Raw genomic sequence first — 25,559 nt, 5'->3', positions numbered from 1 at the left:
CCACAGTGCCGTGTTCGACTTGGTCGCTACGGTCTGTCCCAGTAGGGCACCGTGCCGAAGCATTCGACAAAGAAATCAATCACCGTCCTGACCTTCACCGACAACCGTCGGCTGCCAGGCCAGAGAACCGCAATCTGCTGCGGTTCCGGACTGTTGGACACCTGATACGCCCCCAGCACCGGCACCAGCGTGCCCTTGCGCACCGCCTCACCGATCAGCCACGACGGAAACATCACCAGCCCCAAGCCTTGTTCGGCGGCTTGCGTCAGGGTGTCGGCGTGGTTGCCGGTGATCGGACCCTTCACCGAGCAGGGCGTCCAGTCCTGCTGATCCTTGCGGAAAAACCAGCGTTGCTGGCCGGTCACGCCCTTGTAGGCCAGGCACTGATGCGCGGCCAGTTCTTCGGGATGTTGCGGTGTGCCGTGACGTTCCAGATAGGCCGGGCTCGCGGCGACTTGAAAACGATGGGGCGCCAGAATCCGCGCCTGCATGCTCGAATCGTGCAGCGCGCCGATGCGAAACAGCAGGTCGGCGCCTTCCTGCAAGGGATCGACGTAGCTGTCGGTCTGCTGGATATCCAGTTGCAGTTTCGGGTAGCGCTCGCAGAGCCGCCCCAGCCACGGCGTCAGGTGCCGGTGACCGAACACCACTGGCGCGTTGATCCGCACCAGTCCGCTCGGTTCACTTTGCTGTTCCTGCAGGGCCTGCTCGGCCTCTTCGAGTTGCACCAGCACCAGCCGCGCGTGATGACCCAGCATGCGCCCGGCTTCGGTAGGTGAGACGGCGCGGGTGTGGCGGTAGAGCAATTGCTGGCTCAGGGCTTGCTCCATCAATTGGATCTGCCGGGAAATCGAAGAAGGGGCCAGGCCTTCGCGACGGGCGACTTCGGAAAAACTGCCGTGGTCCAGCACCGCTACAAACAGCCGAAGTGCCTTGAATCCCAGTTCGTTGAGGCCATGCATGAGGAATCCTGCTGTGCGAGTTGCGCAAAAGTGTTGTCGGGATGCTCCCATTTATCGCAAAGGATCGCCAGCCGATAATTGTGGGAGCGGGCTTGCTCGCGAAAGCGGTCTTCCAGCCAATATTTGTATCGACTGACACACTGCATTCGCGAGCAAGTCGGATCGCCGCACCGCCGCTCCCACATGGGTCCGTGTTTTATCTGATGACTGGCAGGTGCTTCTCTATGCAATCTTCTTCAATCGACATCGCTGAAACGCCAGCGCCCCAACCAGTGCTGCGACTGTTGCTGCTCCCGCTGGTGATCCTGGCCGGCATGGGCCTGTCCGTGGAGGCCGGACTGCTCGGGCCGCTCGGGGTTCAGGTCGGGCACTTGTGGGCGACCTTGAGCATCTTCGGTGTCGGCTCGGCGATTCTGTTCTTGCTGTTGCTGTTCAGCGGTCCGCAACAGGGGCCCGCCTTGAATGAACTGCCGCGCTGGCAGTTGATCGGCGGTTTTTTGGGGCCGATGTACGTAATCGTGCTGACCTTGGCCACGCCGCACATCGGCATTGCCATGACCATGATCGCGATCCTCTCCGGGCAGGTCGGCAAAAGCGTGTTGATCGACCACTTCGGCTGGTTCGGCGCTACCCGCAAAAAGGTCAACGGTGAACGTTGGCTGGCCTTGCTGCTGATTGTCGCGGCACTTGTTCTGATCGCTCGGGGTTGATGATGAATCTGATTATTTTGTTGGCGGTGGTCGTGGCGGCCGGTGCGGTGCTGAGTGTCCAGGCGGCGATCAATGGGCGATTGGGCGAAACGGTTGGCGTGTTGCGTAGCAGTTTGCTGACCTTCGTGGTCGGTGCAGTGACCACCGGGCTGCTGATCCTGTTTTTCGAGCCGGCCCATGCCGTGAGTTTGCTGGACGTGCCGAAATGGCAGCTCAGCGGTGCACTGTTCGGGGTGGTGTACATGCTGGTGATGGTTGGCGCGGTGCCGCGGGTCGGCACGGCGGTCGCCACGGTGGCGGTGATCGTGGGGCAATTGGGGATGGGGATGTTGATCGATAACTTCGGCTGGCTGGGCAACCCGGCGATCGAGTTGTCCAGCAGCCGGATACTGGCGATGGTGTGTCTGGCATTGGCATTGCTGTTCATGTATCGCAGCAGTGCCCGGCAGGGGTGACGCAAGCTCCTACACTGGTGATACGGGTCGCATGTGCGAAACCCGGACGACCACCACCAATGGAGTCAGGCTCATGATCGACAGTGAAAGTAAATGCGACTGCCCCAAGTGCTCCTGCAAACTGGGCGAACATCCGATCGCGCGACACGGCAAGCACTATTGCTGTGAGGCCTGCGCCAAACACCATGAACACGGCGAAGAATGCGCGACCAAAGGTTGTAAGTGCGCCAAGGGCTGACACCCATGACGCACAGAATGTGGAGCCTAATCAGGCTCCACTTCCAGCTTCAGGCTTTGATCTTCCAGCCGTTCGGTATGGCGGATGATTCCATTGAGTCGTCGCCCATCCACCTTCACCACCAGCGTTTTTGCCTGTTCCAGATCTTGCGGTACAGGTGACTGGACGCGGAGGGCGAAGCGGGTCGGGTCATGCTCGACTTGTTCAAGGCCGACCTCACACTCGGCACTTTTGGTGATTCGGCCAAACAGCGTATCGAGGCCATAGTCCAGGTGTGCCTTGCTGGTAAGTTGCGTCGTTGTCATGCCCGATCCCTCCCAAAAGTCCAAGGCTGCGCCATCCGTTAATTCGCCGGCCGCCACTTGACGTTTTCCACGCCGAACTTCTCTGCCATCGGCTTGCTGGTTTTTTGCACCTTCTCTCGGCCGAAGCGGGGGATTCGTCCGATCCCCGCGTCGCAACTTGCCCAATGCCAAGCCTCCGCGTTATCCATCTTGTCCAGGCGGATGATGAAAGACTTGGGCGCGCCATGAAGGGTGTATTCAATGACGAAAAGTTTTGCGTTGTTCATAAAGCCCATATTCCTCCCTGTGGTTATACAAGGATCGTTGGGGGGGCGGAAAATTCACTCGGATTGTCAGACGGATACCACCAATGCCGACAGACTGCTGGTTCGTTACCCTGCAATCTCTGAAACCCCCCAATGATTGCTGCCCATGGCCCTTGTCGTCCTCCAGGGCTGAGTGAAATCGATGTTCAAACAAGTCTCAAAACTGATAACCGACGCCGGCGTAGTAACCCCAGCCATCTGAACGGGCGCGGAAGTTACCGTCGCCAAAATTCAACTCGCTGCCATCCTCCCAATTGCCGCCGTTGTGGAAATAACGGCCGACCAGGGTGAAACGCACGTGGGTGAACGAGTACAGCAGGACGTTGGTGGCGACGGTGGCGTTGGCGGTGCGAGCCGGGTTGTCCTTGTGCAGGTCCGAGCCGAAGTCGAAATTGGTGAAGCCGATGTAGGTCAGTGATGCGCCGTTGCTGAAGCTGCTGATCGGCACGATGTATTTGAGTTGGGCGCGATAGCCGTCCCATGAATATTCGTTGCTGGCGCCGTAGTTTTCCCATTGGTAGCGCCCATAGAAGTTGGCCGAAAGGTTGACCCGCGAATGGGTGTCGATGTCGGTGCCCAAACCGCTATAGAGCGTATTGGCACGGTTGGCGCTGTTACTGCCGTGGTCGTAGATCCAGTCAAAGGCGACGTACCATTCCTTGAATGGCCCGGCGGCCAGGCTGCGGCCGGCGAGGTAATCGATCGAGATCCGCGGTTCGTGCTCCATGAACACCGGGGAACCGTGGTCCCACACGCCTTTGTCATGGCTGTTGCCGATGTCGAAGATCTTTGGAATGTCGATATAGCCGTACAACTCGAACGGCCCCTTGCGCCCGAAGTACTCGTATTCCAGGTAGATATCGTCGGCCGGTTGCGGGCCGAAACTGATGTCTTTGCTGCCGATGACGGTCAGGTCCTGATTGAACCAGTCCGAGAGGTACACATCTTTTTTCGGTGGGCTGGCTTCGGGGCTGAGGCTTTCGCCTTGGGCGGATTCTTCGGCGGGAGCGGGTTGCGCCAATACGGTGCTGCTGAGTAATCCTGTAACGCTGGCCAGCAGCAAGGAAACAGCCAAAGTGCGCGTGCAAGTCACGCGGCTGGTGGTGTGGTGCATTAAAAGTCCCTTTTTGTGCGGATCGAACGCCCGGTTCCGCGGGCTTGCGCAGTTATGTCGCGAAAACGCTTGTATCAGCGACTCGCAAACGTTTGCACAACGCATACCAATTTTGCTCAAGGCACGGAAAAGGCTAGGAAATTGCTGGTTTAACTGTCCTTTCGGTCAGATGATCGTTTCCCACGTTCTGCATGAGCCTGCAGCCCGGGACGCTCTGCGTCCCAAGCCGAACGTGGAACGTCCGTTGAGGCATTCCCACGCGGGAGCGTGGGAACGATCGCGCCTGCGAAATAGGGGTTGATGTAAACTCCTCGGCACTGACTTCACGAGATGTGCCTCCCCCATGAGCGAACCGATTCGTCTGACCCAATACAGCCATGGTGCTGGATGTGGCTGCAAGATTTCTCCCCAGGTGCTGGAAGTGATCCTGGCCGGTAGCGGGGCGCAGAACCTTGACCCGAAACTCTGGGTCGGCAACGCCTCGCGCGATGACGCGGCGGTATACGCCATTGATGAAGAACGCGGCGTGGTCTCGACCACCGACTTTTTCATGCCGATCGTCGACGACCCGTTCGACTTCGGCCGCATTGCCGCCACCAACGCCATCAGCGACATCTACGCCATGGGCGGCGACCCGTTGATGGCGATTGCGATCCTCGGCTGGCCAGTCAACGTGCTGGCCCCGGAGATTGCCCGGGAAGTGATTCGCGGCGGGCGTTCGGTTTGCGATGAAGCCGGCATTCCGTTGGCCGGTGGGCATTCCATCGACGCGCCAGAGCCGATCTTCGGCCTCGCCGTGACCGGTCTGGTGGAAAAGCGCCACATGAAGCGCAACGACACTGCTACCGCCGGTTGCCTGCTTTACCTCACCAAACCGCTGGGCATCGGCATCCTCACCACCGCCGAGAAGAAGGGCAAGTTGCGCCCTGCCGACATCGGCCTGGCCCGCGACTGGATGTGCACCCTGAACAAACCCGGCAGCCGTTTCGGCAAACTCGAAGGCGTCACCGCGATGACCGATGTCACCGGTTTCGGCCTGCTGGGGCATTTGGTGGAAATGGCCGATGGCAGCAACGTGACCGCGCGCATCGAGTACGACCGTGTGCCGCGTCTGCCGGGTGTCGAGTATTACCTCGACCAAGGCTGCGTGCCGGGCGGGACGCTGCGCAACTTTGACAGCTACGCCAGCAAGCTGGGGCGTCTTCAGGAAATGCACAAGCGCGTGCTCTGCGATCCGCAGACCAGCGGTGGCCTGCTGGTTGCGGTCACCCCCGAAGGCAACGAACACTTCCTCAAAGTGGCTACCGAGCTGGGCCTGACCCTCGAGCCGATCGGTGAACTGATCGAGCGACAGACAAACGCGGTCGAGGTGTTTTGATGTCCATCGAATTCACCGATTACCGCGACATTTTCCTCAACGACCGACCGATGATGGATGCCCGTGCGCCGGTCGAATTTCTCAAAGGCTCGTTCCCCGGCGTGATCAACCTGCCGCTGATGAATGACCATGAGCGGCAACGGGTCGGCACTTGTTACAAGCAACACGGCCAGCAAGCGGCCATTACGCTGGGTCACCAGTTGGTGTCCGGCGAGATAAAAGCCGAGCGCGTCCAGGCCTGGGCCGATTTTGCCCGGGCTCATCCTGATGGGTATTTGTATTGTTTTCGCGGTGGTTTGCGTTCGCAGATCGTCCAGCAATGGCTCAAGGACGAGGCGGGCATCGACTATCCGCGAGTGGGTGGCGGCTACAAGGCCATGCGCACTTTCTTGCTCGACACGCTCGATCAGGCGGTTGCCCAGTGTGATTTCGTCTTGCTGGGCGGCATGACCGGCACCGGCAAAACCGAAGTGCTCACGCAGTTGAGCAACGGCCTGGACCTTGAGGGTCATGCCCATCATCGCGGCTCCAGTTTCGGTAAACGCGCCACCGGCCAGCCCTCCAACATCGATTTTGAGAACTGCCTGGCGGTGGACGTGCTGAAGAAGCGCGCCCAGGGCATCGAGCAGTTTGTGCTGGAAGACGAGAGCCGCGCGATCGGCAGTTGTGCGCTACCGCTGCCGCTGTTTCAGGGCATGCAGCAGTTTCCGTTGGTCTGGCTGGAAGATAGCCTGGAAGGGCGGGTCGAACGGATCCTGCGCGATTACGTGGTGGACTTGTGTGCCGAGTTCATCGGCGTGCATGGCGATGAAGGCTTCGCGCTGTTTTCCGAGCGCTTGCTGGAGAGCCTGAACAATGTGCAGAAACGTCTGGGCGGTGAGCGCCATCGGCGGCTGTTGATGTTGATGGAAGACGCGCTGGCGGAGCAGGCGAGCAGCGGGGCCGTGGACTTGCACCGGGGCTGGATCGAAGGGTTGCTTCGCGAGTATTACGACCCGATGTATGCGTTTCAGCGGGAGAAGAAAGGGGGGCGCATTGAATTCGCCGGGGAGCGGGCTGCGGTGCTTGAATACCTGCGCGAGCGGCGCATCAATCAGAAGTAATCTGTTGGATTTGCCGGCCCCATTGTCGGAACGCCGCCCGGAGCAGGCTCGCTCCCACATTAGTTTTTTAGTGAACTCAGATTTTGTGTATCACCGAGATTCAGTGTGGGAGTGAGCCTGCTCGCGATGAGGCCCTGGCAGGCACCAAATCCCTCGGAGCTTATGTCGGACAAGTCTCCTGCCCATTATCCAGACCTTGCTTGTAGGCATGGCTCTGCACACTGGCCTTGCCGTTGTGCCAGGTCAGGGTGAGCACGTACAGCGAGTCGTAGTCGCTGGATTCCCAGTCATCGGTAATGTTCTGTTTCTTGCCAACGGCTTCTCCAGCAACCCTGTTGATCAGCTCCGGCAGGTAGCCGGAGGACCAGGCGGTGTAGATGACCGAGTTGTGATATTTGTCGTCGAGCAGTTCATCGGCCAGGTCGCTGGTGTCGTTGGCCGAGAAATTGATGTTCACCGGCAACCCGAGCTTGATCGCGCTGGGGCTGATGGTCATCAGGGGGCGGATGTAACTGTAGGAATTGTCCAGTTCGCCTTCTTCGACATTGCGCGTCGGGTTGGCGGCAAACACGTAGTTGGCCTTGCCGAATTTTTCCGGCAGCAAGGTGGCCAGGTCGATGGCACGGTTCAGGCCCTGGCAGTTGAGCTGGCCGAGGCCGCCGGCGGGTTTTTCCGCATGGCGCAGGAACACCAGCGTCTGGGTACCGTCCGCCGGTTGGGCGCGGCTTTCGCTGGATTCAAGGGACAGGAACAGCGCGCTGACCGCCAACAGGGAAGGCAGGAGGACATACGCGCGATGTTTGAAGCGTTGGGCTAATTTGAAAAGGTTCATCATTTGAATAGGTGATCTTCAGCGCATTCAGTTAAGGCTGACAAACCTTTACACCGCCAGCTCCGTGCATCGGGTGTTTTCCATGTCGTTGGGCCGGTCCGTTTCCGAAAGGGCAATGCTCAGAGTCCTCTGAAGCCCATTTGGTTCGATCCGAGCGAGTGCGCAGCACTGTAGCGGCAACCTGAGATGGGTTAGAGCAGAGGTTATCGACAGGATGTTGCGGATTTATGGACACAGTACAGGTGTTGGCCCCATTTACAGGCTGCGATCTTCTGATCTTGCTCATCAGCAATATTGATAACGCCAAAAATTCGCGGCCTTCGCCAGCCCTCCATTATGATCAGCGTCGACTTTTTCCGTGTGGATGCTTCCCATGACCGATCTGTCCGCGTTCCCGATTACCCAAAAATGGCCGGCTCAATACCCCGAGTGGATCCAGCTTTACTCCTTGCCGACACCCAACGGCGTCAAGGTGTCGATCATGCTCGAAGAGATCGGACTGCCCTACGAACCGCATCGGGTGGGCTTCGAAACCCATGACCAGATGTCCCCCGAATTTCTTTCGCTGAACCCCAACAACAAGATTCCGGCGATCCTCGACCCCCACGGCCCGGGGGACCAACCCCTGGCACTGTTCGAGTCCGGGGCGATTCTGATTTACCTGGCCGACAAGAGCGGGCAACTGCTGGCCCAGGAATCGGCGGCTCGCTACGAGACCATTGCGTGGCTGATGTTTCAGATGGGCGGCATCGGGCCAATGTTCGGCCAGCTCGGTTTTTTCAACAGATTCGCCGGCAAGGACTACGAGGACAAACGTCCCCGTGACCGCTACGTCGATGAAAGCAGACGCCTGCTCAATGTCCTCGATAACCGCCTGGAAGGGCGCAACTGGATCATGGGCGAGCGCTACACCATCGCCGACATCGCAACCTTCCCCTGGGTGCGAAACCTGATCGGCTTCTATGAGGCTGGCGAGCTGGTGGGCATAAACGACTTCACCAACGTCACGCGGGTGCTGGAGCGCTTTCTGGCGCGGCCGGCGGTGATGCGCGGGCTGGAAATCCCCAAGCCGAACGCTTCGATTTGATCAATACCAAGGAAGGCCATGCACTCATTCGATTTCAAGCAAGTAGATGTCTTCAGCCGTGTGGCGCTCAAGGGCAATCCATTGGCGGTGGTGTTCGACGCCGATGAGCTCAGCGATGAGCGCATGGCGGCATTCGCCAGCTGGACCAACCTCAGCGAAACCACATTCATACTCGAACCGCGCGATCCTCGCGCCGACTATCGCGTGCGGATCTTCACCACCCTGAGCGAATTGCCATTCGCCGGTCATCCGACACTGGGCACCTGCCATGCGTGGCTGGAAGCCGGTGGCGTGCCCAAGGGCGAAGAGATCATTCAGGAATGCGGCGTGGGGCTGGTGCGGGTTCGTCGACAAGGGGCAGAGCTGGCCTTTCTCGCACCGCCATTGCTCAAAACCGGGCAGGTTGAAGCCGATGTGATGGAACGGGTGCGGCGGGGGCTCGGCCTGGAATCGGGGGCGATCGTGCGCACTCAGTGGGTCGACAACGGTGCGGGGTGGCTGGCCGTGATGGTCGAGGATCGCCAGCAGGTGCTGGACCTGCAACCGGATCATTCGCAAATGCTTGGCCTGGCCGTCGGTGTCATCGCGCCCTGGCATCCCGAGCGTGATGGTGATGACGCACAGTTCGAAGTGCGGGCGTTCATCTCCGGCGACGGCATGCCGGAAGACCCCGCCACCGGCAGCCTGAACGCCGGAATTGCCCAATGGCTGCTCAGCGCAGGACTGGCGCCGGCGTCCTATGTGGTCAGCCAGGGCCTGACCATGGGCCGCGCCGGACGCATTCAGGTCGAGCAAGTGGGCGACGAGATCTGGATCGGCGGCGCGGTGGTGACCTGCATCAGTGGAACGCTGACACTGTAAGCGACATGTGGCAGATGCCGAGCCTGCGCTGATCGTTCCCACGCTCCGCGTGGGAATGCCTCTTGTGACGCTCCGCGTCACGCTTTTGGGACGCAGAGCGTCCCTGGCTGCATTCCCACGCAGAGCGTGGGAACGATCATCTGATGGGGAGCGGTGATTATTGCCGAACCGGTAAGGGTTTTTCCTCACCTGAGGTTTGTGCCCTGCAAGGTCCAGGGCATAAGCTTCGCCCCCTACGACTTTCGTCTCGTCCTCCGTTTTTCAGGAAATCAACATGTCCAGTCAGTTCCCCGAAGCACGTCCACGCCGCCTGCGCCGCAATGCGAGCCTGCGCAGCCTGTTCCAGGAAACCGAGTTCAGCTTGAACGATCTGGTGCTGCCGATTTTCGTCGAAGAAGAGATCGATGACTTCGTCCCGATCAAAAGCATGCCCGGCGTGATGCGTATCCCGGAGTCGAAACTGGCAGGTGAGATCGAGCGATATGCCCGCGCCGGGATCAAGTCGGTGATGACGTTCGGCGTGTCGCACCATTTGGACGGCAACGGTAGCGACACCTGGAGCGATAACGGTCTGGTGTCGCGCATGTCGCGCATCGCCAAGGATGCGGTGCCGGACATGATTGTGATGTCCGACACCTGCTTCTGTGAGTACACCGACCACGGCCATTGCGGCGTGTTGCACAACCATGAAGTCGACAACGACCAGACCCTGATCAATCTCGGCAAACAAGCGGTGGCTGCCGCCCGTGCCGGCGCCGATGTGATCGCCCCGTCGGCCGCGATGGACGGGCAGGTTCAGGCCATTCGCCGGGCACTCGATGAAGCGGGTTTCAACCAGACCGCGATCATGGCCTATTCGACCAAGTTTGCCTCGGCACTCTACGGTCCGTTCCGTGAAGCCGGCGGCAGCGCGCTCAAGGGCGATCGCAAAAGCTACCAGATGAACCCGATGAACCGCCGCGAAGCCGTGCGCGAATCCCTGATGGACGAGCAGGAGGGCGCCGACGCACTGATGGTCAAACCGGCCGGGGCGTACCTGGACATCATCCGCGACATCCGTGAAGCCTCGCGCTTGCCGCTGTCGGCGTATCAGGTGAGCGGCGAGTACGCGATGATCAAATTCGCCGCCCAGGCCGGGGCGATCGATGAAGATCGCGTGGTGCGTGAGAGCCTTGGCGCGATCAAGCGGGCCGGGGCGGATCTGATCTTCACTTACTTCGCGATGGACCTGGCGCTGGCCGGGATCTGAGATCTTGACGTGATCGTTCCCACGCAGAGCGTGGGAACGATCATCAGCGGACGCCAAAAAACGGCCTGATCCCGTGATCCCGCAAGTACCGCTCGATCACCTTGGGATCGGCAGAATTGTCGGCAATCGCCACATACGTGTCCGGCCGCAACAGGTAAAACCCGTTACGCCCCAGCCCCGCCGCTTCAAACGCCGGCCGCCAGTCAAACACATGCAACGGCAAATGATGTTCGTGGCACCAGGCGATCATTTCGTCGCTGGTGTCGCCATACACATGCACCTGCCAGGTCAGACACTTCAGCGATTCGAAATTGTCCCCCTCACCGTCGTGAGCCCACGGCAGGCGGTCGCCACCGTGAACATGGCCGGCAACGCCCGCGCTCAACGGCATCCCGCGATAATTCAGGGTGATCTGCGACACCGTGCGAAACAGGAACTCGCGGGACGCCTCAAACGATGCCATTTTCGGAATCAACAACGGCGTCAGGCGCGTGCGCAGTAAATCCGCGATGCGCCCTTCGGCCGTGACAAAGCTGAACACCCGATCGGTGGTGGCGACCAGTTTGCGGGCAAACGCGATGCGCTCGGTTTCGTAAGTGTCGAGGAGTTTGGCCTCAGCGCCGCCGCTCAACACCGCCGCGAGTTTCCAGGCGAGGTTGATGGCATCGCCAATGCCGGTGTTCATGCCCTGGCCCCCGGCGGGGCTGTGGACGTGGGCGGCGTCACCCAATAGAAACGCGCGCCCGGTTTGAAAGTGATCCGCCACCCGATGATGCACGCGGTAGGTCGAGAACCAGTTCAGTTGCTCGATCTTCACTTTCATATGCTCGATGGCCCGGCTGCTGACGTCTTCAAATTGCAGGGTGTCGACCTGGTCGGCGCGTTCGTCGCGTACGGTGCCGATCAGACGAGCGCGGCCTTCACCGGCCAAGGGAAACACTGCGAGAAAATCCGCTTCATCGAGATCCACGTGCAGTTCGCCGTTGAACGTCGGCCCGCTGGCTTGCACGTCGGCGACGTAGAAAACCTGTTGGTAGGTGCCGCCAGGGAAACCGGTGTCCAGGGTCTTGCGCACGATCGACCGGGCACCGTCACAACCCGCCAGATAGCAGGCCTGGCAGGTTTGCTCCTGACCATCGGCCAAGCGCAAAAAGGCGGTGATGCCGTCACCGGTTTCCACGAAATTCTCAAGCTCAGTGTTGCGTTCAACCTGGACGCCAAAGGCTTCGAGGCGCTCTATCAGCAGCCGTTCGTGTTCGTCCTGAGGAAAGATTTCGAGGAACGCATAGGGCGTCAGGCCTTCGCCGATGCGGCTCAGTGGCAAGCGCGCGACGGGTTCGCCCTTGACCCAGAAATTGGCGGCGGCCACTCGATGACCGTTCTGCACCACGGCATTGCTGAGGTCGAGCTGGCGATACAGCTCCAGCGTCCGCGCCTGGACGGCCAGCGCACGCGACGTGGTTCCGGGGGCCGAGGTCTTGTCGATGATGCGCACTTGCACGCCAAGCTTGCTCAGCCACAGCGCCAACACCAGTCCGGTCGGGCCGGCGCCGATGATCAGTACGTCGCTACGGTTCATGAGCCTGTCCTCCTCGGTGTGTGGCTCAAGTATGGTTCAGCCGCGACGGACGGGCGGGTTGTCTGCCAAACGGAGAAAGGCACGCAGACCCAGCTGAAAGCAGCCTCGCAGGCTCGGTCTCTACGGAACACGGCGCGGCGACGAGAGTCATAGCCTGCGCCATGCCATTGATCGTATGGTTAACCGGCCTCAACGGATTTGATGGAGCAACATGCAAGCCAATCGATTGATGATGAGCGTCGCCGCGCTGCTGGTGCTGGCGGGTTGCGGTACTCAGCGCACGCAAGAGCTCCCGGCGCGCAAGCCTGCCGAGGTCAAGGCCGAGATCGTGCGCCTGCTGCCGGCCAAAACCACCGATCGCCAGGGCTGGGCTACCGATATTTACGTAGCATTTGCTGCCCAGAACATTTATCCATCCACCCAAAACCTGTGCTCGGTCCTGGCGGTCACCGAGCAGGAATCGACTTTCCAGGTGGATCCGCCGGTACCGGGCCTGGGCAAAATCGCCCGCGCGGAGATCGACCGCCGTGCCGACAAAGCCCACATTCCCGGCTTGCTGGTGAGCGGTGCGCTGCAGGTGAGTTCATCCAATGGCAAAAGCTACAGCGATCGACTCAATGCGGCGCGCAGTGAAAAAGAGCTCAGCGCGATTTTCGATGACTTCATCGGCATGGTGCCCATGGGCCGGACGCTGTTCGGTGGGTTCAACCCGGTGCACACCGGTGGGCCGATGCAGGTCAGCATCGATTTCGCCGAGCAACAGGCGAAGGCCTATCCGTACCCGGTGAACGGCTCGATCCGTCGTGAAGTATTCAGTCGTCGCGGCGGCCTGTACTTCGGTATAGCCCACTTGCTCGGTTATCCGGTGAGCTACAAACAACCGTTGTATCGCTTCGCCGATTTCAATGCCGGTTGGTACGCCAGTCGCAATGCCGCGTTTCAGAACGCGGTGAGTCGCGCGTCGGGCATACCGCTGGCGCTGGATGGTGACCTGGTCCGCTACGATTCGATCATGCCTGGCACCACGGAATTGGCGGTGCGCACCCTCGGCAAGCAACTGGGCATGCGCAATCCGACCATTAGGGACCAATTGGAGGAGGGCAAAAACTTCGAATTCGAGAACACCCAGCTCTATGCACGGGTTTTTGCCCTGGCCGAACAGGCGGAAGGTCGGCCATTACCGCGTGCGGTGTTGCCGGGGATTGTGCTGCAAAGCCCGAAAATCACCCGAAAACTCACCACCGCGTGGTTTGCCAAACGGGTCGATGAGCGTTATCAGCGTTGCATGGCGCGGGCCGGCAAGTGACCGAGCGCTAAAAACAGACGTAAAAAAACCCGGCTGATAAGGCCGGGTTTTTTATTGAGTACCGCGGTAAAAACCATTCATTTATACCGCGCGGCTTTCGATCAGACGATCCGAACCACCTTCAGCGACGCGATTCTCGATCAAACGATCGGAGCCACCTTCAGCGACGCGATTCTCGATCAGACGATCGGAGCCACCTTCAGCGACGCGGCTTTCGATCAGACGATCGGAGCCACCTTCGGCCACACGACTTTCAATCAGACGATCCGAGCCGCCTTCAGCGACAACCGGGTGAACAGAGGTAGCGGCGAAAGCGTTAACTGCGAAAACCGAGAAAGCAATGCTGAGGATAGTTTGGCGTTTCATGATGGTGTGCTCCGGGGTGTAGTTGTTTGGTGTGAGGCTGATGTTACGCCGCGGATTTTTTATGAGAACTTCATTGCCGTGATGGTGAACATCGACGGCAATGATAGGAAGGACGACTCACCCCACATGAGCGTGATGTTCCAGTTCCCCACCTCGGCCGCCATCGTGACCAGCGTTCGACGCCATGCTCATAGGCGAGCATGGCGCCACCGCCCCGTTGTTCACCGGCTAGACTGGCCGATGACGAGTATTCGCTCGTCTGCTGACTCTATTTTCGTTTCGCCAGGAGCGCGCGATATGTACCAGCTATACGGACACCAGAACTCCGGCGCTGCCGCGATAGAAGCGGCACTGGAGCTGTGCGAAATTCCTTACCGCTTCATCGACGTTGAAACCTCTCCCGAGGCGACCCACGCGCTGGAGAAGCTCAATCCGCTCAAGCAGGTCCCGACCCTGCAATTGCCCGATGGCAGCGTTCTCACCGAGAGCGCGGCGATTCTGATTCACCTGGGTCTCACGTTCCCGCAATCAAACCTGTTGCCGAAAAACGCCGCCGAGCGGGATCAGGCCATTCGCGGCCTGGTGTACATCGTCAGCAATTGCTATTCGGCGATTGGCATCATCGACTACCCCGAGCGCTGGCTGGCCGAGACGGATGAATCGTCCAGGCAAAACCTCATGGCCGGCGCCCGCGCGCGACTGCACCGGAGTTGGGAGGTGTTTGCCGATCAGTTCTCGGGCGATTTGTATCTGGGCGACGAGACGCCGGGGGCACTGGATGTGCTGGCGGCGGTGGTTTCAAGATGGGCGGGCAGTCGCGAGTATTTACGCAGTGCAAGGCCCGGATTTTTCGCGTGGCTTACGCGCATTGACCGGCACCCGACATTGGCACCGGTCTTTGCGCGGCATTGGCCGGATTGATCTATTCGCCGCGGATGTACTGCTCCAGCTGGCGAATCAATTCAGCCTGTTCGGCGATGGCTTCCTTGACCAGGTCGCCAATCGACAGCAAACCGATCAACTGGCCGTTTTCCACCACCGGCAAGTGGCGCAGGCGTTTGTCGGACATGATGCCCATGCAGGTTTCGACGGTTTGACGGGTGTCCACGGTGATCACCGGCGACACCATGATGTCTTCGACCGGTGTACCGACGGAGGAGCGGCCCTTGAGCACGAGTTTGCGCGCATAGTCACGCTCGCTGATGATGCCGACGACCTCGCCATTTCTCAGGACCGGCAAGGCGCCGACGTTTTTGGCGGCCATGACCATCAGGGCTTCCAGCACCATTTGATGCGGTGCAATGGTGTGGACCTCATGATTCTGTTCAGCCTTTAACTTCAGCAGTTGGGCGACGGTTTTCATGGCAGTTTCTCAGGTGTTGTCGTTGTCCTTGAAGAATCGTAGACACCGGCGCTGAGGGCAAGGCAGAAAGCGGCAGATAACGCTCAAAAAACGCCATTCAGAGGTTTTTATTCGGTAAACCTGAAGTTTTCCACTGTTATTCATTGATCCATGGGCTGACTCGATCCATGTGGGAGTGAGCCTGCTCGCGAAGACCGCGGGTCAGCCAATACAGGTGTCGACTGATACACCGCTTTCGCGAGCAAGTCGGATCGCCGCACCGCCGCTCCCACAGGGATTGCATCCACCTCGCAGAGAGGGCTATCGCCTTCGATGACGCGTAGAATTGCGCCTTGAATCAAATCTAGAGGTTGCAGTGGTGGATTTACAGCGGGGCTTCGTCCTGACCCGGCATTGGCGCGATACCCCGGCCGGTACGGAAGTCGAGTTCTGGCTGGCGACCGACACCGGTCCCCAGCGGATCCGCCTGCCTCATCAACCCTCGGTGGCGTTCATCCCCGCTGCCCAGCGCGAGCAGGCCGAAACGCTGCTGCGCGGCGAAAAGAACGTCGAGCTGCGGCCGTTGGCGTTACTGGATTTCGAACACCGCCCGGTACTCGGTCTGTACTGCCAGCAGCACGGTCAACTGATGCGTCTTGAAACCGCACTGCGCAAGGCCGGCGTCGACGTGTTCGAAGCCGATGTGCGCCCGCCGGAACGCTACATGATGGAGCGTTTCATCACCGCGCCGGCCCGGTTCAGTGGCACGCCGAACGCCGAGGGCCTGCTGCTCGATGCCCAGATGAAACCCGACCCCGACTATCGCCCTAGCCTCAGGCTGGTCTCCCTGGACATCGAAACCACCGCTCAGGGTGAGCTGTACTCCATTGCCCTGGAAGGCTGCGGCGAGCGCCAGGTCTACATGCTCGGTCCGCCCAATGGCGACGACAGCGAGGTGGATTTCCAGCTCGAATACTGCGATTCCCGAACCCTGCTGCTGAAAAAGCTCAACGAATGGTTCGCCCGCCATGATCCCGACGCGATCATCGGCTGGAACGTCGTGCAGTTCGACCTGCGCGTGCTCCACGAACACGCCCGGCGCCTGGCGGTGCCGCTGAAACTGGGGCGTGGCGGCGAAGAAATGCAGTGGCGCGAACACGGTAGCCGCACCCATTACTTCGCCTCGGCCGCGGGCCGGCTGATCATCGACGGCATCGAATCCCTGCGTTCGGCGACCTGGAGTTTCCCCTCGTTCAGTCTGGAAAACGTCGCGCAAACCCTGCTTGGCGAGGGCAAGTCGATCGACAACCCGTACCAGCGCATGGACGAAATCAACCGCATGTTCGCCGAGAACAAACCGGCCCTGGCCAAGTACAACCTCAAAGACTGCGAGCTGGTAACGCGGATTTTCGCCAAGACCGAGCTGCTGACCTTTCTGCTGGAACGGGCCAGCGTCACCGGTTTGCCGGCGGATCGCAGCGGCGGCTCGGTGGCTGCGTTCACGCACCTGTACATGCCGCTGATGCACCGCCAGGGTTTCGTCGCGCCGAACCTTGGGAACAAACCTGCGCAAGCCAGCCCCGGCGGGTTTGTCATGGACTCGCAACCGGGCCTGTACGAATCGGTGCTGGTGCTCGACTACAAAAGCCTCTATCCGTCGATCATCCGTACCTTTCTCATCGACCCGGTGGGCTTGATCGAGGGGCTCAAACATCCGGATGACAGCGAGTCGGTGCCAGGCTTTCGCGGTGCGCGTTTTTCCAGAACCCGGCATTGCCTGCCCGCCATCGTCGCCCGGGTCGCCGAAGGGCGTGAAACCGCCAAGCGCGAACATAACGCGCCCCTGTCCCAGGCCCTGAAAATCATCATGAACGCCTTTTACGGCGTGCTCGGTTCCAGCGGTTGCCGCTTCTTCGACACACGCCTCGCCTCGTCCATCACGCTGCGCGGTCACGAAATCATGCTGCGTACGCGACAGCTGATCGAAGCCCAGGGCCACACGGTGATTTACGGCGACACCGACTCGACCTTCGTCTGGCTGCGTCGTGCCCACGGTCAGCAAGAAGCCGCACAGATCGGCCACGCGCTGGTGGATCACGTCAACCAGTGGTGGCGCGAGCATGTGCAGCAGCAATACGGTCTGGAAAGTGCGTTGGAGTTGCAGTTCGAAACCCACTACAAGCGCTTTCTGATGCCGACCATTCGTGGCGCCGAGGAGGGCAGCAAGAAGCGTTATGCCGGGCTTGTGACCCGCGCCGATGGCACCGACGAAATGGTCTACAAAGGCCTGGAAACCGTGCGCACCGACTGGTCGCCGCTGGCCCGGCAATTCCAGCAGGAGCTGTACCTGCGCATCTTCAATCGCAAACCCTATCAGGAGTATGTGCGCGACTACGTGCGCAAGACCTTGGCGGGGGAGTTCGACGATCGCCTGATCTACCGCAAGCGCCTGCGCCGCACCCTCGATGACTATCAGCGCAACGTGCCGCCCCACGTGCGTGCCGCGCGGATTGCCGATGAGTACAACGACCTGCAGGGCCGTCCGCGGCAATACCAGAACGGTGGCTGGATCAGTTACGTGATCACCGTCGCCGGGCCCGAGCCGCTGGAAATCCGCAGCGCGCCCATCGACTACGACCACTATGTCACCCGCCAACTGCAACCGGTGGCGGACGCCATTCTGCCCTTCGTGGACGACGACTTTTCAACGTTGATTGGTGGGCAACTGGGCCTGTTTTGAGTCCAGCAGCAACAACGTCCAGTCATCCAGGATGCCGTGGAAATACTGGTCCAGTGCTTGATGAAAGTCGCTGTTGGCGCCGGCAACCTGGGCGAACAGTGTCATGGAAGAGTGAAACTTGAGATCGTCGGGATGGCCGAATATGCTGGCGACCGAGCTTTTTTCGATGTTCAGCACCATTTGCGTGCAGGTGTGCAACCGTGAGCCCAGCAGTGGATGATTGAGGTACGCCGCAGCTTCCTCTTTGGAACGAATGGCAAAGTGGCGGGACATCTCGCTGCCGCCCAACCCTGCGAATTGCGGAAAGATGAACCACATCCAGTGACTGCGCTTGTGGCCGGCGTTCAGCTCGGCCTGGACCCGTTTGTACACCGGGTCCTGTGCCTGGATAAAGCGTTGCAGATTAAAGGAATCGTCCTGATCAGTGCTTCTCATGCCGAAGCCCTCTGACAGACTGCGATGGCTCAGACCATGGCCAACCGCTGTTTGCGTTGTGGCGCGCGAAACGCCTGTTCCAGCGCCTCCAGATCCCCAGCCTCCAGTTGCAATTGCGCCGCTTGCGCATTGAGTTGCAGGTGCTCGGGGCGGACCGCTTTGGGGATGGCGATCACGCCTTCGTTACGCAGCATCCATGCCAGCGCTACTTGGGCCGGCGTCACACGGTGACGGGCGGCTATTTGCTTGAGCGTTATATGGTCCAGCATAGGCCCACCCTGACCGATCGGACAGTAGGCCATGAGCGGCATTCGATGCTGGCGGCTCCAGGGCAGCAGATCAAACTCGATGCCGCGCTCTTCCAGGTTGTAGAGCACCTGGTTGGTGGCACAGGCCGGTGAGGCCAGTTCCTCTAGGTCATCGACATCAAAATTGGAAACGCCCCAGCGACCGATCTTGCCTTCTTCGCGCAGGCGTTCGAAGGCTTCGACCGTTTCTTCGAGGGGGTACTGGCCGCGCCAGTGCAGCAGGTAGAGATCGATGTAATCGGTATCCAGCCGCCGCAGGCTGCGTTCGCACGCCAGGGGAATCCCTTTGCGGCTGGCGTTGTGCGGGTACACCTTGCTGACCAGAAACACTTCATCACGCCTGCCGGTGATGGCTTCACCGACCACTTCCTCAGCGCCGCCCTCGCCGTACATTTCAGCGGTATCGATAAGGGTCATGCCGAGTTCGATACCCAGGCGCAATGCCGCCACTTCCTGGGTGTGCCGGGAACGGTCTTCGCCCATGCGCCAGGTGCCTTGGCCGATCACCGGTACATTGATGCCAGCCAGCTCGAGGGTGCGCATTCAAATCTCCTTATTTTGAATCGATGAGTACTCCTTCGGTTGGCAACAGAATACCCCGGTGGTTCCATCGACCTGTAGCAGCTGCCACAGGGTTAGTTGGCAGAAAACTTCATCACCGTGCTCTGGGCATAGGTCTTGCCCGGGTCCAGGCGCGTGGACGGGAAGTTCGGCTGATTCGGTGAATCCGGGTAGTGCTGGGTCTCCAGCGTGAACGCGCCCCAGTGCGGGTAGACCTTGCCAGCCTTGCCCTTGACCGAACCATCGAGGAAGTTGCTGGTGTAGAACTGCACACCAGGCTCGGTGGTGTAGAGCTGCAAGCGCCGACCGGATTGCGGATCGCTGACCTCGGCGGCGAGTTGGCCCACATCACCCGCGGCGTTCAGCACCCAGTTGAAATCGAAGCCGCCCTGTTTCGGTTCGGCGAATTTCAACTGTGGGTGATCGGCTTTGATGTGCTTGCCAATGGCGGTCGGCTGGGTGAAGTCCATCGGTGTGCCAGCCACCGGGGCCAGTTCGCCGGTCGGGATCAGCTTGCCGGTGACTGGCGTGTAATGGCTGGCGTGCAGGGTGGCGAGCTGTTTCAGCACATCACCGTTGCCGGCGCCGGCCAGGTTGAAATAGCTGTGATTGGTCAGGTTCAACACTGTGGCTTTATCGGTGGAAGCCTTGTAGTCGATGCGCAACTCGTTTTGCTCGTTGAGGCTGTAGGTCACCTCGGTTTTCAGGTTGCCGGGGAAGCCCATTTCACCGTCTGCCGACAGGTAGGTCAGGGTCACGCCGACCGAATCCTTGCCGTTGCTCGGTTGGGCTTTCCAGACGTGCTTGTCAAAACCCCGGGGGCCGCCGTGCAGCGAATTGGAACTGTCGTTGAGCGGTACCTGATAACGCTTGCCGTCCAGTTCGAAAGCACCGTTGGCCAGGCGATTGCCGAAGCGCCCGATGGTCGCACCGAAATACGCCGTGCCGCTCTGGTAGCCCTGCACGTCATCGAAACCGAGCACCACGTCGTCGAACTTGCCGTTTTTGTCCGGCACTTTCAGCGACTGCAAAATGCAGCCGTAAGTAATGACCGTGGCGGTCAGGCCATGGCTGTTGCGCAAAATGTATTGCTCGACGGGCGTGCCGTCATTGGTTTTGCCAAAGGCCTTGTGTTCGCTGGACAGGCCGGCGGCCTGGGCGGAGAGGGTGGCGATCATCAGAGACAGTCCAAGGGCGCAGAACGGGTATCGGGATTGAAGCATGGTTGACCTTCCTTTTTATTGTTTTTGACAAAGTAGTCATACTACTAATCGGTTTTTAATAGGAGCAAGGAAGGATTTATAGCTTATGCAGGCGATGTTGCAATTATAAAGTATGACTAATTTGATGGCGCCGCTTAACGGGTTCCAACGCTTGCGGACGGTCGGCACTGCACTTTTCCAGGATTCACGGCTCTATCCTTGGCCAGCCTGCGGCGAATCCCCACCGCCGGCCCATGCCCAAGTTCGATAACCCATGGCTCGAGTTTTACCCCGCACCACCCCGCGAATCCGCCGCCGTTGCCTGCTGTTGGCTTGCTTGTCGATGCTCGCCGCCTCCGGGTGCAGCCAGCAGCAGGGCAGCGATATCGTCAACCAGTTCCGCGAAGGCAAACCCCAGGAATTCCTCCAGACCAGCGTCGACCGCATGGCGACCCTGGCGATGCGCGACAACCTCGACAGCCTCTACCTGCTGATGAGCAAGCTCTACCTGCGCAACCCGGACGAGTTGAAAAAATCCGGCTTCCTTGACGCCCGCACCGCGGGCAAACAAGTGCGCATGGCCATCGAACAGCAACAGCCGCTGCCGACCCTGGGAGGCAAAAAAGACCTGGCAGCGCTGAGCTATGCCATGAGCCCGGAGTTTCTCGGCGACCGGGTCGGTGCTTTCATCTATGCCATCGGCAGCATGCTCGTCACTGCTCACGGTAATCGGCTTGAGTTCTACATGACGGATGCGATCAATCCCACGTTCGTCAGCAATGCGGCCCGCAACATCGAGAAAGCCACCTGGATCCTCAGCCAGCGGCAAAACAGGAACGGCGAGCCTTTACTGTTTTCCAACGAAATCTCGGAGGAGGGCAGCAACCTGAGTTTTGCCGTGGAGTTCGGCAAGATCGTCGCCCGGCTGGACCTGCTGACGCAGATGCTGGACGAGCGCTACCGCCGGATCGGCTTGAATTACGCGCAGAGTTTGCTGTTTCTCAATTTCTTGCCAGTACAGTGAACCCCTTGTGGGAGTGAGCCTGCTCGCGATAGCGGTTTAACATTCAGCAATGATGCTGGCTGTGAGTCCGTCATCGCGAGCAGGCTCACTCCCACAGGAGCGTGTGTGGGCTTTAGGTATAACGATAGTTCGCATCGATATAAGTGGTTATAAGAAAAATCGCTATGCTGCGGGCCTGATTTTTCATGCGTTTTTGTGGGCGTGTTAATGGAATTCGGTAATTTCGGTTTAGTCGTGGCAGGTCTGGTGGTCGGCTTTATTGTCGGGATGACAGGCGTGGGTGGCGGTTCGTTGATGACCCCCATTCTGTTGTGGTTCGGTGTCAATCCGGCCACCGCAGTGGGGACGGATTTGCTGTACGCGGCGATCACCAAGTCCAGTGGCGTGCTGGTTCATCGAAAGAACAAGAACATCGACTGGGCCATCACCGGTTGGTTGACCCTCGGCAGCGTGCCGGCGGTTGCGCTGACGTTGTGGTTCCTGAGCACCTTGCAAACGTCCCCGGAGGCGATGAACGCGGTCATCAAACAAGCCTTGGGCTTTGTCCTGTTTGCCACGGCGCTGGCGATTTTCTTCAAGAAACGCCTGCTCGATTTCGCCCACAAACGCGCGGGCGGTCATTACAACCCCAGCGGCAATCGCTTGAATGCGCTGACCGTGATCACTGGCCTGGTCCTCGGCACCATGGTTGCCCTGACCTCCATCGGCGCCGGCGCCCTGGGCACCGTTGCGTTATTCATTCTCTATCCGATGCTGCCGACCCGCCGCCTGGTGGGCACGGAAATCGCGCACGCCGTACCGCTGACCCTGGTGGCCGGCCTCGGCCATGCGAGCATGGGCAACATGGATTGGCACGTATTGGGTTACTTGCTGATCGGTTCGCTACCGGGAATTTACTTGGGCAGCCACCTCACTGGCCGCATCTCCGATGAAGTGCTGCGACCTTGCCTGGCCACGATGCTGGTGCTGATCGGGTACAAACTGGCCTTTTGATCGGGCCGCGGTTGCACAAACAAACCAGCTTGGCAGGCGCGCTCAGGGCCGTGTCAGAATTTCCAGCAGATGCCCGTCCGGGTCATCGAAGTAAACCCGCCGGCCACCGCCGTAATCGCTGATCTCGTTCGGTCGTTGTTTGCTGGGGTCGGCCCACCAGGGTTGCTGGCGGGCTTGCAGGCGGGCGAAGGCCGCATCGAAATCCTCGTCGCCGATCAAAAACGCGTAGTGCTGAGAGGCAATCGGCGGGTCATTGTCGTAGAAGTCCAGCGACACGCCATTGTCGAACTTGACGATCAGCATCGGGCCGAAGGGTTCGGGGCTGGGCAGGCCGAGGATGTCTGCCAGGTAGTTGGCTGATGTCTGCTTGTCGCGACACCAGACGATGGTGTGGTTCAACTGAGCGCTCATGCAGAGGTCCTCACGGCGGATCAGGGCGATGTTATTGATTTATGAGATTAGCTCAGGCTGTTGCGCAATGACCGCCCTGACCTAAGCTTGGGGCAGGCGAGACATAATTGCGTGCGTCACCCGGAACGAACGCCGCGATGCGCAATCATTAGAGCGTGGATATCAAAAGGAGATGCGCATGCTCATCAGGTCTTTGACCCTGACTACCCTGCTGGCTTTCGCCGGCCCCTTGCTCGCTGCCGATGACGGCTCACCGCTGGACATGGAGAAGGGCAGGTCCCGGCCGTTGATTGTCATCGCGCCGAGCACGGTCGATCCCACGTGGGTCAGTCTGAAAAAATCGCTGGATGAACCGGCCAATCGCAAGGGGTTCACCGAGCGAAACATGGTCCTGTACACCGTGCTTAATCTGATGGGCCAGCGCGAGGGCAAAGACCTGGGGCCGCAAGACACGGCGGCATTGATCCGTTCGCTCAAGTTGGGGGCTGGTGCCAAGAGCAAAGTCATCCTGGTGGGCAAGGACGGGGAAAAGAAACTTGAGCAATCGGGAACGATCGAGCTGAAGGAGATTTTCGCCGCTGTCGACCAATTGCCGGCGACAGAGCGAGAAGCCACGGTACCGACACCGCCGCCGGTCACTGAAGCCGCACCGGCCAACGGCGCCAAAGGCGCAAAATCGGGCAAACCGGCGAAGCCTGCCAAGCCGCCTGAAATGCCGGATGATTGAACTCGGCGGCTAAAAAAATCGCGTGTTTCGGGGGGCGATGTACCGATTTCCATTGGTCTCGGAAGTTTCCTGCAAGTCCTGTCGGTGTTTATGAACTGGTTTCTGTCAGAGAGCACGGCTAGCCTTCGTCAGCCACCGCGAAATAGCGGTCGGACGTGGGAATCCGCGACACTGGGGGATCCAGGGACGTAAACACCAATGGCACAAAAAGGAGCCTCGTCTGTGAAAAAGATCAGCAAGCATCCATCGCAAACCCCAAACGATGCCGATCAACTCAATCCCGCGAAGCCGTGTGAAACCGCAAAAGGCGCCGTTACCCAAAGCCCCAGGCGTACCCCCACGACCCGGCAGGTTTTCACTGTTGCGCCTGGTGTCGACACGCTGACCCTGCTGAATCAGGCCTGCGAAAACCTTGCCTCCCTGAATGTGCTGATTGCGAGTTTTGCCGGAAAACTGGAAGGTTCGAACCGCCAGCTGCTGCTGTCGATCCAGCAATTGGCGGCGGTCACCGAGTTGTTGGTGAATCAGGCGCGGGAAAATCTTGATCCGAGAAGTGGTGTACCTGACGCTCAGCCGCCGACTCTGCATTGAGCTGACGCAGTAACGACAATGGGCGACCTCAAAGGGGTCGCCCATTTTGTCTACCGCTGCGAGAAGTCGCGCCTCTTGGCTATTTGGCCAGCGCACTCAATATCGTATGAGCAATCTTGATCCGCTCAGGGTTCGGGTAGTTTTTGTTGGCCAGGATCACGATGCCGATGTCTTTCGACGGCACGTACGCCACGTAGGCACCGAAGCCGCCCGTTGAACCGGTTTTGTTAATCAGCACGCTTTCCGGTTGAGGTTGCGGCGGGGTCAGCCACTGGACTTCGTGAGCCTCCATCGCCATCTGCGTCGAGTTACCCGCCAGCAATTTATCGAGGCTGACCGGATAGGGGTAGAACTCCCAACCCAGCCCCTGAGTCATATCGCCCACTTTGTAGTAGCCGGTGTGAGTGATGGCGACTGCTTGCTGCATCGGCGTTTCAAGCCCCGACGGTTTCATGTTCGCCTCAACATACCGAATCAGATCCGCAGCGCTGGTTTTCACGCCATAAGCCTCTGAATCCAGTGCCCCCGGTCCAACCCGCACAGGTTTGTCTTCCTTGTTGTAACCCTGAGCGTAAAGCCCCATTTGAGCTTGCGGCACTGTGAGGTAGGTGTGTTTCAGCCCGAGTTTCGGCAGCAGGGTTTTTTCCATCACGTCATCAAACGGCGCGCCCATGCTTTTGGCTGCCAGATAACCGAACAACCCCAGGCTCGGGTTCGAATACAACCGATGGGTGCCTGCGGCATAAGTCGGTTTCCACTGCTGGAAATAGCCGAGCATCTTGTCCGGTGCATCGGCAGCGTCGGGGAATTGCAGCGGCAGGCCGCCGGCGCTGTAGGTGCCCAGTTGCAGCACGCTGATGTTATCGAACGCGCTGCCACGCAGCTCCGGCAGCACGCTACTGGCCTTGTCCGACAGGGACAGTTTGCCGGTGGCCTGAGCGTAGGCGGCGAGGGTCGCGGTGAAGGTTTTGCTCACCGAGCCGATCTCGAACAGGGTGTCTTCGGTGACGGCTTTGCCGTTTTCCTTCGAGGCCACGCCGTAGTTAAAGTAATGAGGTTGGCCGTTGACGGTAATCGCAACCGCGACACCGGGGATCTGCTGTTGCTGCATCACCGGTTCGATGGCGCCCTTCACGATGGCTTCAATGCGGTCATCAGCAACGCAATGACCGGTGCTGAGGAAAAGTGCGAAAGCGCTGTAGGACGCGAGTTTGTTCTGCATGATGGATTCACTTTCCATGAGTTCAAGGGTGTTAACCGCTACACTTCGAGCGGCTTTTCAATCCGGGGTGCTGATGGGCGAGCCAAATCTATGCAGCCTGCCGAGGTTCGACAACCGATGATATTTGGGACGAGCCATTAGAAAAATTTGGGA

At 59.6% G+C, this 25,559-nt stretch carries 28 protein-coding genes; 15 read left to right on the top strand and 13 right to left on the bottom strand.

What is annotated here, in order from left to right:
- Positions 1-26: 26 nt before the first annotated feature.
- A complete protein-coding gene (locus tag PFAS1_RS02425; RefSeq protein ID WP_076028065.1) occupies positions 27-962 on the bottom strand; it encodes a LysR family transcriptional regulator in 936 nt (311 codons plus the stop codon).
- A gap of 224 nt (positions 963-1,186) precedes the next feature.
- Here PFAS1_RS02425 and PFAS1_RS02420 point away from each other — a divergent pair, with 224 nt between their 5' ends.
- The 3 genes from PFAS1_RS02420 to PFAS1_RS02410 all read left to right on the top strand — a co-directional run bounded on the left by PFAS1_RS02420 (position 1,187) and on the right by PFAS1_RS02410 (position 2,365).
- A complete protein-coding gene (locus PFAS1_RS02420; RefSeq protein WP_076028064.1) occupies positions 1,187-1,672 on the top strand; it encodes a DMT family transporter in 486 nt (161 codons plus the stop codon).
- The gene (locus tag PFAS1_RS02415; RefSeq protein WP_074878555.1) at positions 1,672-2,127 is read left to right on the top strand and encodes a DMT family transporter; all 456 of its coding nucleotides are present in this window, start codon (positions 1,672-1,674) and stop codon (positions 2,125-2,127) included. Before PFAS1_RS02420 ends, PFAS1_RS02415 begins: the two co-directional genes overlap by 1 nt.
- Positions 2,128-2,200: 73 nt before the next feature.
- Positions 2,201-2,365, top strand: coding sequence for a metallothionein (locus PFAS1_RS02410; protein WP_074878553.1), 165 nt, complete (start codon positions 2,201-2,203; stop codon positions 2,363-2,365).
- A gap of 26 nt (positions 2,366-2,391) precedes the next feature.
- Here PFAS1_RS02410 and PFAS1_RS02405 read toward each other — a convergent pair whose 3' ends face one another.
- From PFAS1_RS02405 to PFAS1_RS02395, 3 genes are all read right to left on the bottom strand, one after another.
- Positions 2,392-2,670 (bottom strand): hypothetical protein, encoded by a 279-nt coding sequence (locus PFAS1_RS02405; RefSeq protein WP_074878551.1) that lies wholly within the window; start codon positions 2,668-2,670, stop codon positions 2,392-2,394.
- Between the two features lie 38 nt (positions 2,671-2,708).
- Positions 2,709-2,936, bottom strand: a complete 228-nt coding sequence (locus PFAS1_RS02400; RefSeq protein WP_074880815.1) for a DUF6555 family protein — start codon at positions 2,934-2,936, stop codon at positions 2,709-2,711.
- Positions 2,937-3,132: 196 nt separating this feature from the next.
- On the bottom strand, positions 3,133-4,089 hold the full coding sequence (locus PFAS1_RS02395; RefSeq protein ID WP_076028063.1) for a nucleoside-specific channel-forming protein Tsx: 957 nt from the start codon (positions 4,087-4,089) through the stop codon (positions 3,133-3,135).
- A gap of 343 nt (positions 4,090-4,432) precedes the next feature.
- Here PFAS1_RS02395 and selD point away from each other — a divergent pair, with 343 nt between their 5' ends.
- On the top strand, positions 4,433-5,467 hold the full coding sequence (selD, locus tag PFAS1_RS02390) for a selenide, water dikinase SelD (protein WP_076028062.1): 1,035 nt from the start codon (positions 4,433-4,435) through the stop codon (positions 5,465-5,467).
- Positions 5,467-6,570, top strand: coding sequence for a tRNA 2-selenouridine(34) synthase MnmH (gene mnmH, locus PFAS1_RS02385; protein ID WP_076028061.1), 1,104 nt, complete (start codon positions 5,467-5,469; stop codon positions 6,568-6,570). Before selD ends, mnmH begins: the two co-directional genes overlap by 1 nt.
- Positions 6,571-6,730: 160 nt before the next feature.
- Here the strand turns inward: mnmH and PFAS1_RS02380 are convergent, their stop codons facing one another.
- Positions 6,731-7,405 carry a histidine phosphatase family protein gene (locus PFAS1_RS02380; RefSeq protein ID WP_076028060.1) on the bottom strand — a complete coding sequence of 225 codons (675 nt, stop codon included), beginning with the start codon at positions 7,403-7,405 and terminating at the stop codon, positions 6,731-6,733.
- A 370-nt stretch (positions 7,406-7,775) separates the two neighbouring features.
- Between PFAS1_RS02380 and PFAS1_RS02375 the strand changes: the two genes are divergently transcribed.
- The 3 genes from PFAS1_RS02375 to hemB all read left to right on the top strand — a co-directional run bounded on the left by PFAS1_RS02375 (position 7,776) and on the right by hemB (position 10,599).
- A complete protein-coding gene (locus PFAS1_RS02375; RefSeq protein WP_076028059.1) occupies positions 7,776-8,489 on the top strand; it encodes a glutathione binding-like protein in 714 nt (237 codons plus the stop codon).
- A gap of 18 nt (positions 8,490-8,507) precedes the next feature.
- Entirely contained in the window at positions 8,508-9,350 is an 843-nt protein-coding gene (locus tag PFAS1_RS02370; protein ID WP_076028058.1) for a PhzF family phenazine biosynthesis protein, read from the top strand.
- Between the two features lie 274 nt (positions 9,351-9,624).
- A complete protein-coding gene (gene hemB, locus PFAS1_RS02365) occupies positions 9,625-10,599 on the top strand; it encodes a porphobilinogen synthase (RefSeq protein WP_046047616.1) in 975 nt (324 codons plus the stop codon).
- 43 nt (positions 10,600-10,642) lie between these two features.
- Here hemB and PFAS1_RS02360 read toward each other — a convergent pair whose 3' ends face one another.
- The gene (locus tag PFAS1_RS02360) at positions 10,643-12,178 is read right to left on the bottom strand and encodes an FAD-dependent oxidoreductase (protein WP_076028057.1); all 1,536 of its coding nucleotides are present in this window, start codon (positions 12,176-12,178) and stop codon (positions 10,643-10,645) included.
- A 211-nt stretch (positions 12,179-12,389) separates the two neighbouring features.
- Between PFAS1_RS02360 and PFAS1_RS02355 the strand changes: the two genes are divergently transcribed.
- Entirely contained in the window at positions 12,390-13,484 is a 1,095-nt protein-coding gene (locus PFAS1_RS02355) for a DUF1615 domain-containing protein (protein WP_076028056.1), read from the top strand.
- 81 nt (positions 13,485-13,565) lie between these two features.
- On the opposite strand, the gene PFAS1_RS02350 is transcribed toward PFAS1_RS02355, so the two are convergent.
- Positions 13,566-13,850, bottom strand: coding sequence for a hypothetical protein (locus tag PFAS1_RS02350; protein ID WP_076028055.1), 285 nt, complete (start codon positions 13,848-13,850; stop codon positions 13,566-13,568).
- Between the two features lie 297 nt (positions 13,851-14,147).
- On the opposite strand from PFAS1_RS02350, the gene PFAS1_RS02345 reads away from it, so the two are divergent.
- Positions 14,148-14,771 carry a glutathione S-transferase gene (locus PFAS1_RS02345; RefSeq protein WP_076028054.1) on the top strand — a complete coding sequence of 208 codons (624 nt, stop codon included), beginning with the start codon at positions 14,148-14,150 and terminating at the stop codon, positions 14,769-14,771.
- Between the two features lies 1 nt (position 14,772).
- On the opposite strand, the gene PFAS1_RS02340 is transcribed toward PFAS1_RS02345, so the two are convergent.
- Entirely contained in the window at positions 14,773-15,213 is a 441-nt protein-coding gene (locus tag PFAS1_RS02340; RefSeq protein WP_074878529.1) for a CBS domain-containing protein, read from the bottom strand.
- Positions 15,214-15,571: 358 nt separating this feature from the next.
- Here PFAS1_RS02340 and PFAS1_RS02335 point away from each other — a divergent pair, with 358 nt between their 5' ends.
- Positions 15,572-17,932 (top strand): DNA polymerase II, encoded by a 2,361-nt coding sequence (locus PFAS1_RS02335; RefSeq protein WP_198044964.1) that lies wholly within the window; start codon positions 15,572-15,574, stop codon positions 17,930-17,932.
- Here PFAS1_RS02335 and PFAS1_RS02330 read toward each other — a convergent pair.
- The 3 genes from PFAS1_RS02330 to PFAS1_RS02320 form a co-directional block, all read right to left on the bottom strand.
- On the bottom strand, positions 17,897-18,367 hold the full coding sequence (locus PFAS1_RS02330) for a DUF1810 domain-containing protein (RefSeq protein ID WP_074878523.1): 471 nt from the start codon (positions 18,365-18,367) through the stop codon (positions 17,897-17,899). The genes PFAS1_RS02335 and PFAS1_RS02330 overlap by 36 nt on opposite strands.
- A gap of 29 nt (positions 18,368-18,396) precedes the next feature.
- Positions 18,397-19,218 (bottom strand): aldo/keto reductase, encoded by an 822-nt coding sequence (locus tag PFAS1_RS02325; protein WP_076028052.1) that lies wholly within the window; start codon positions 19,216-19,218, stop codon positions 18,397-18,399.
- Between the two features lie 92 nt (positions 19,219-19,310).
- Positions 19,311-20,459, bottom strand: coding sequence for an aldose epimerase family protein (locus PFAS1_RS02320; RefSeq protein WP_076028051.1), 1,149 nt, complete (start codon positions 20,457-20,459; stop codon positions 19,311-19,313).
- 253 nt (positions 20,460-20,712) lie between these two features.
- Between PFAS1_RS02320 and PFAS1_RS02315 the strand changes: the two genes are divergently transcribed.
- Together PFAS1_RS02315 and PFAS1_RS02310 are read left to right on the top strand one after the other, a co-directional pair.
- Positions 20,713-21,462: a hypothetical protein gene (locus PFAS1_RS02315; RefSeq protein WP_074878517.1), complete on the top strand. Its 750-nt coding sequence runs from the start codon at positions 20,713-20,715 to the stop codon at positions 21,460-21,462.
- A 207-nt stretch (positions 21,463-21,669) separates the two neighbouring features.
- Positions 21,670-22,455 carry a sulfite exporter TauE/SafE family protein gene (locus PFAS1_RS02310; protein WP_074878514.1) on the top strand — a complete coding sequence of 262 codons (786 nt, stop codon included), beginning with the start codon at positions 21,670-21,672 and terminating at the stop codon, positions 22,453-22,455.
- Positions 22,456-22,497: 42 nt separating this feature from the next.
- On the opposite strand, the gene PFAS1_RS02305 is transcribed toward PFAS1_RS02310, so the two are convergent.
- Positions 22,498-22,866 (bottom strand): VOC family protein, encoded by a 369-nt coding sequence (locus PFAS1_RS02305; RefSeq protein WP_076028050.1) that lies wholly within the window; start codon positions 22,864-22,866, stop codon positions 22,498-22,500.
- A gap of 178 nt (positions 22,867-23,044) precedes the next feature.
- Between PFAS1_RS02305 and PFAS1_RS02300 the strand changes: the two genes are divergently transcribed.
- Positions 23,045-23,593, top strand: coding sequence for a DUF4174 domain-containing protein (locus PFAS1_RS02300; protein ID WP_076028049.1), 549 nt, complete (start codon positions 23,045-23,047; stop codon positions 23,591-23,593).
- 222 nt (positions 23,594-23,815) lie between these two features.
- Positions 23,816-24,184 carry a DUF6124 family protein gene (locus tag PFAS1_RS02295; protein WP_076028048.1) on the top strand — a complete coding sequence of 123 codons (369 nt, stop codon included), beginning with the start codon at positions 23,816-23,818 and terminating at the stop codon, positions 24,182-24,184.
- A 79-nt stretch (positions 24,185-24,263) separates the two neighbouring features.
- Here PFAS1_RS02295 and ampC read toward each other — a convergent pair whose 3' ends face one another.
- Positions 24,264-25,406, bottom strand: coding sequence for a class C beta-lactamase (ampC, locus tag PFAS1_RS02290; protein WP_335720574.1), 1,143 nt, complete (start codon positions 25,404-25,406; stop codon positions 24,264-24,266).
- Positions 25,407-25,559 lie beyond the last annotated feature (153 nt).

Origin of the sequence: Pseudomonas frederiksbergensis (genome assembly GCF_001952935.1) — a bacterium.
Taxonomy (GTDB): domain Bacteria; phylum Pseudomonadota; class Gammaproteobacteria; order Pseudomonadales; family Pseudomonadaceae; genus Aquipseudomonas; species Aquipseudomonas frederiksbergensis.
This window is presented reverse-complemented; position numbering and strand designations above follow the sequence as displayed.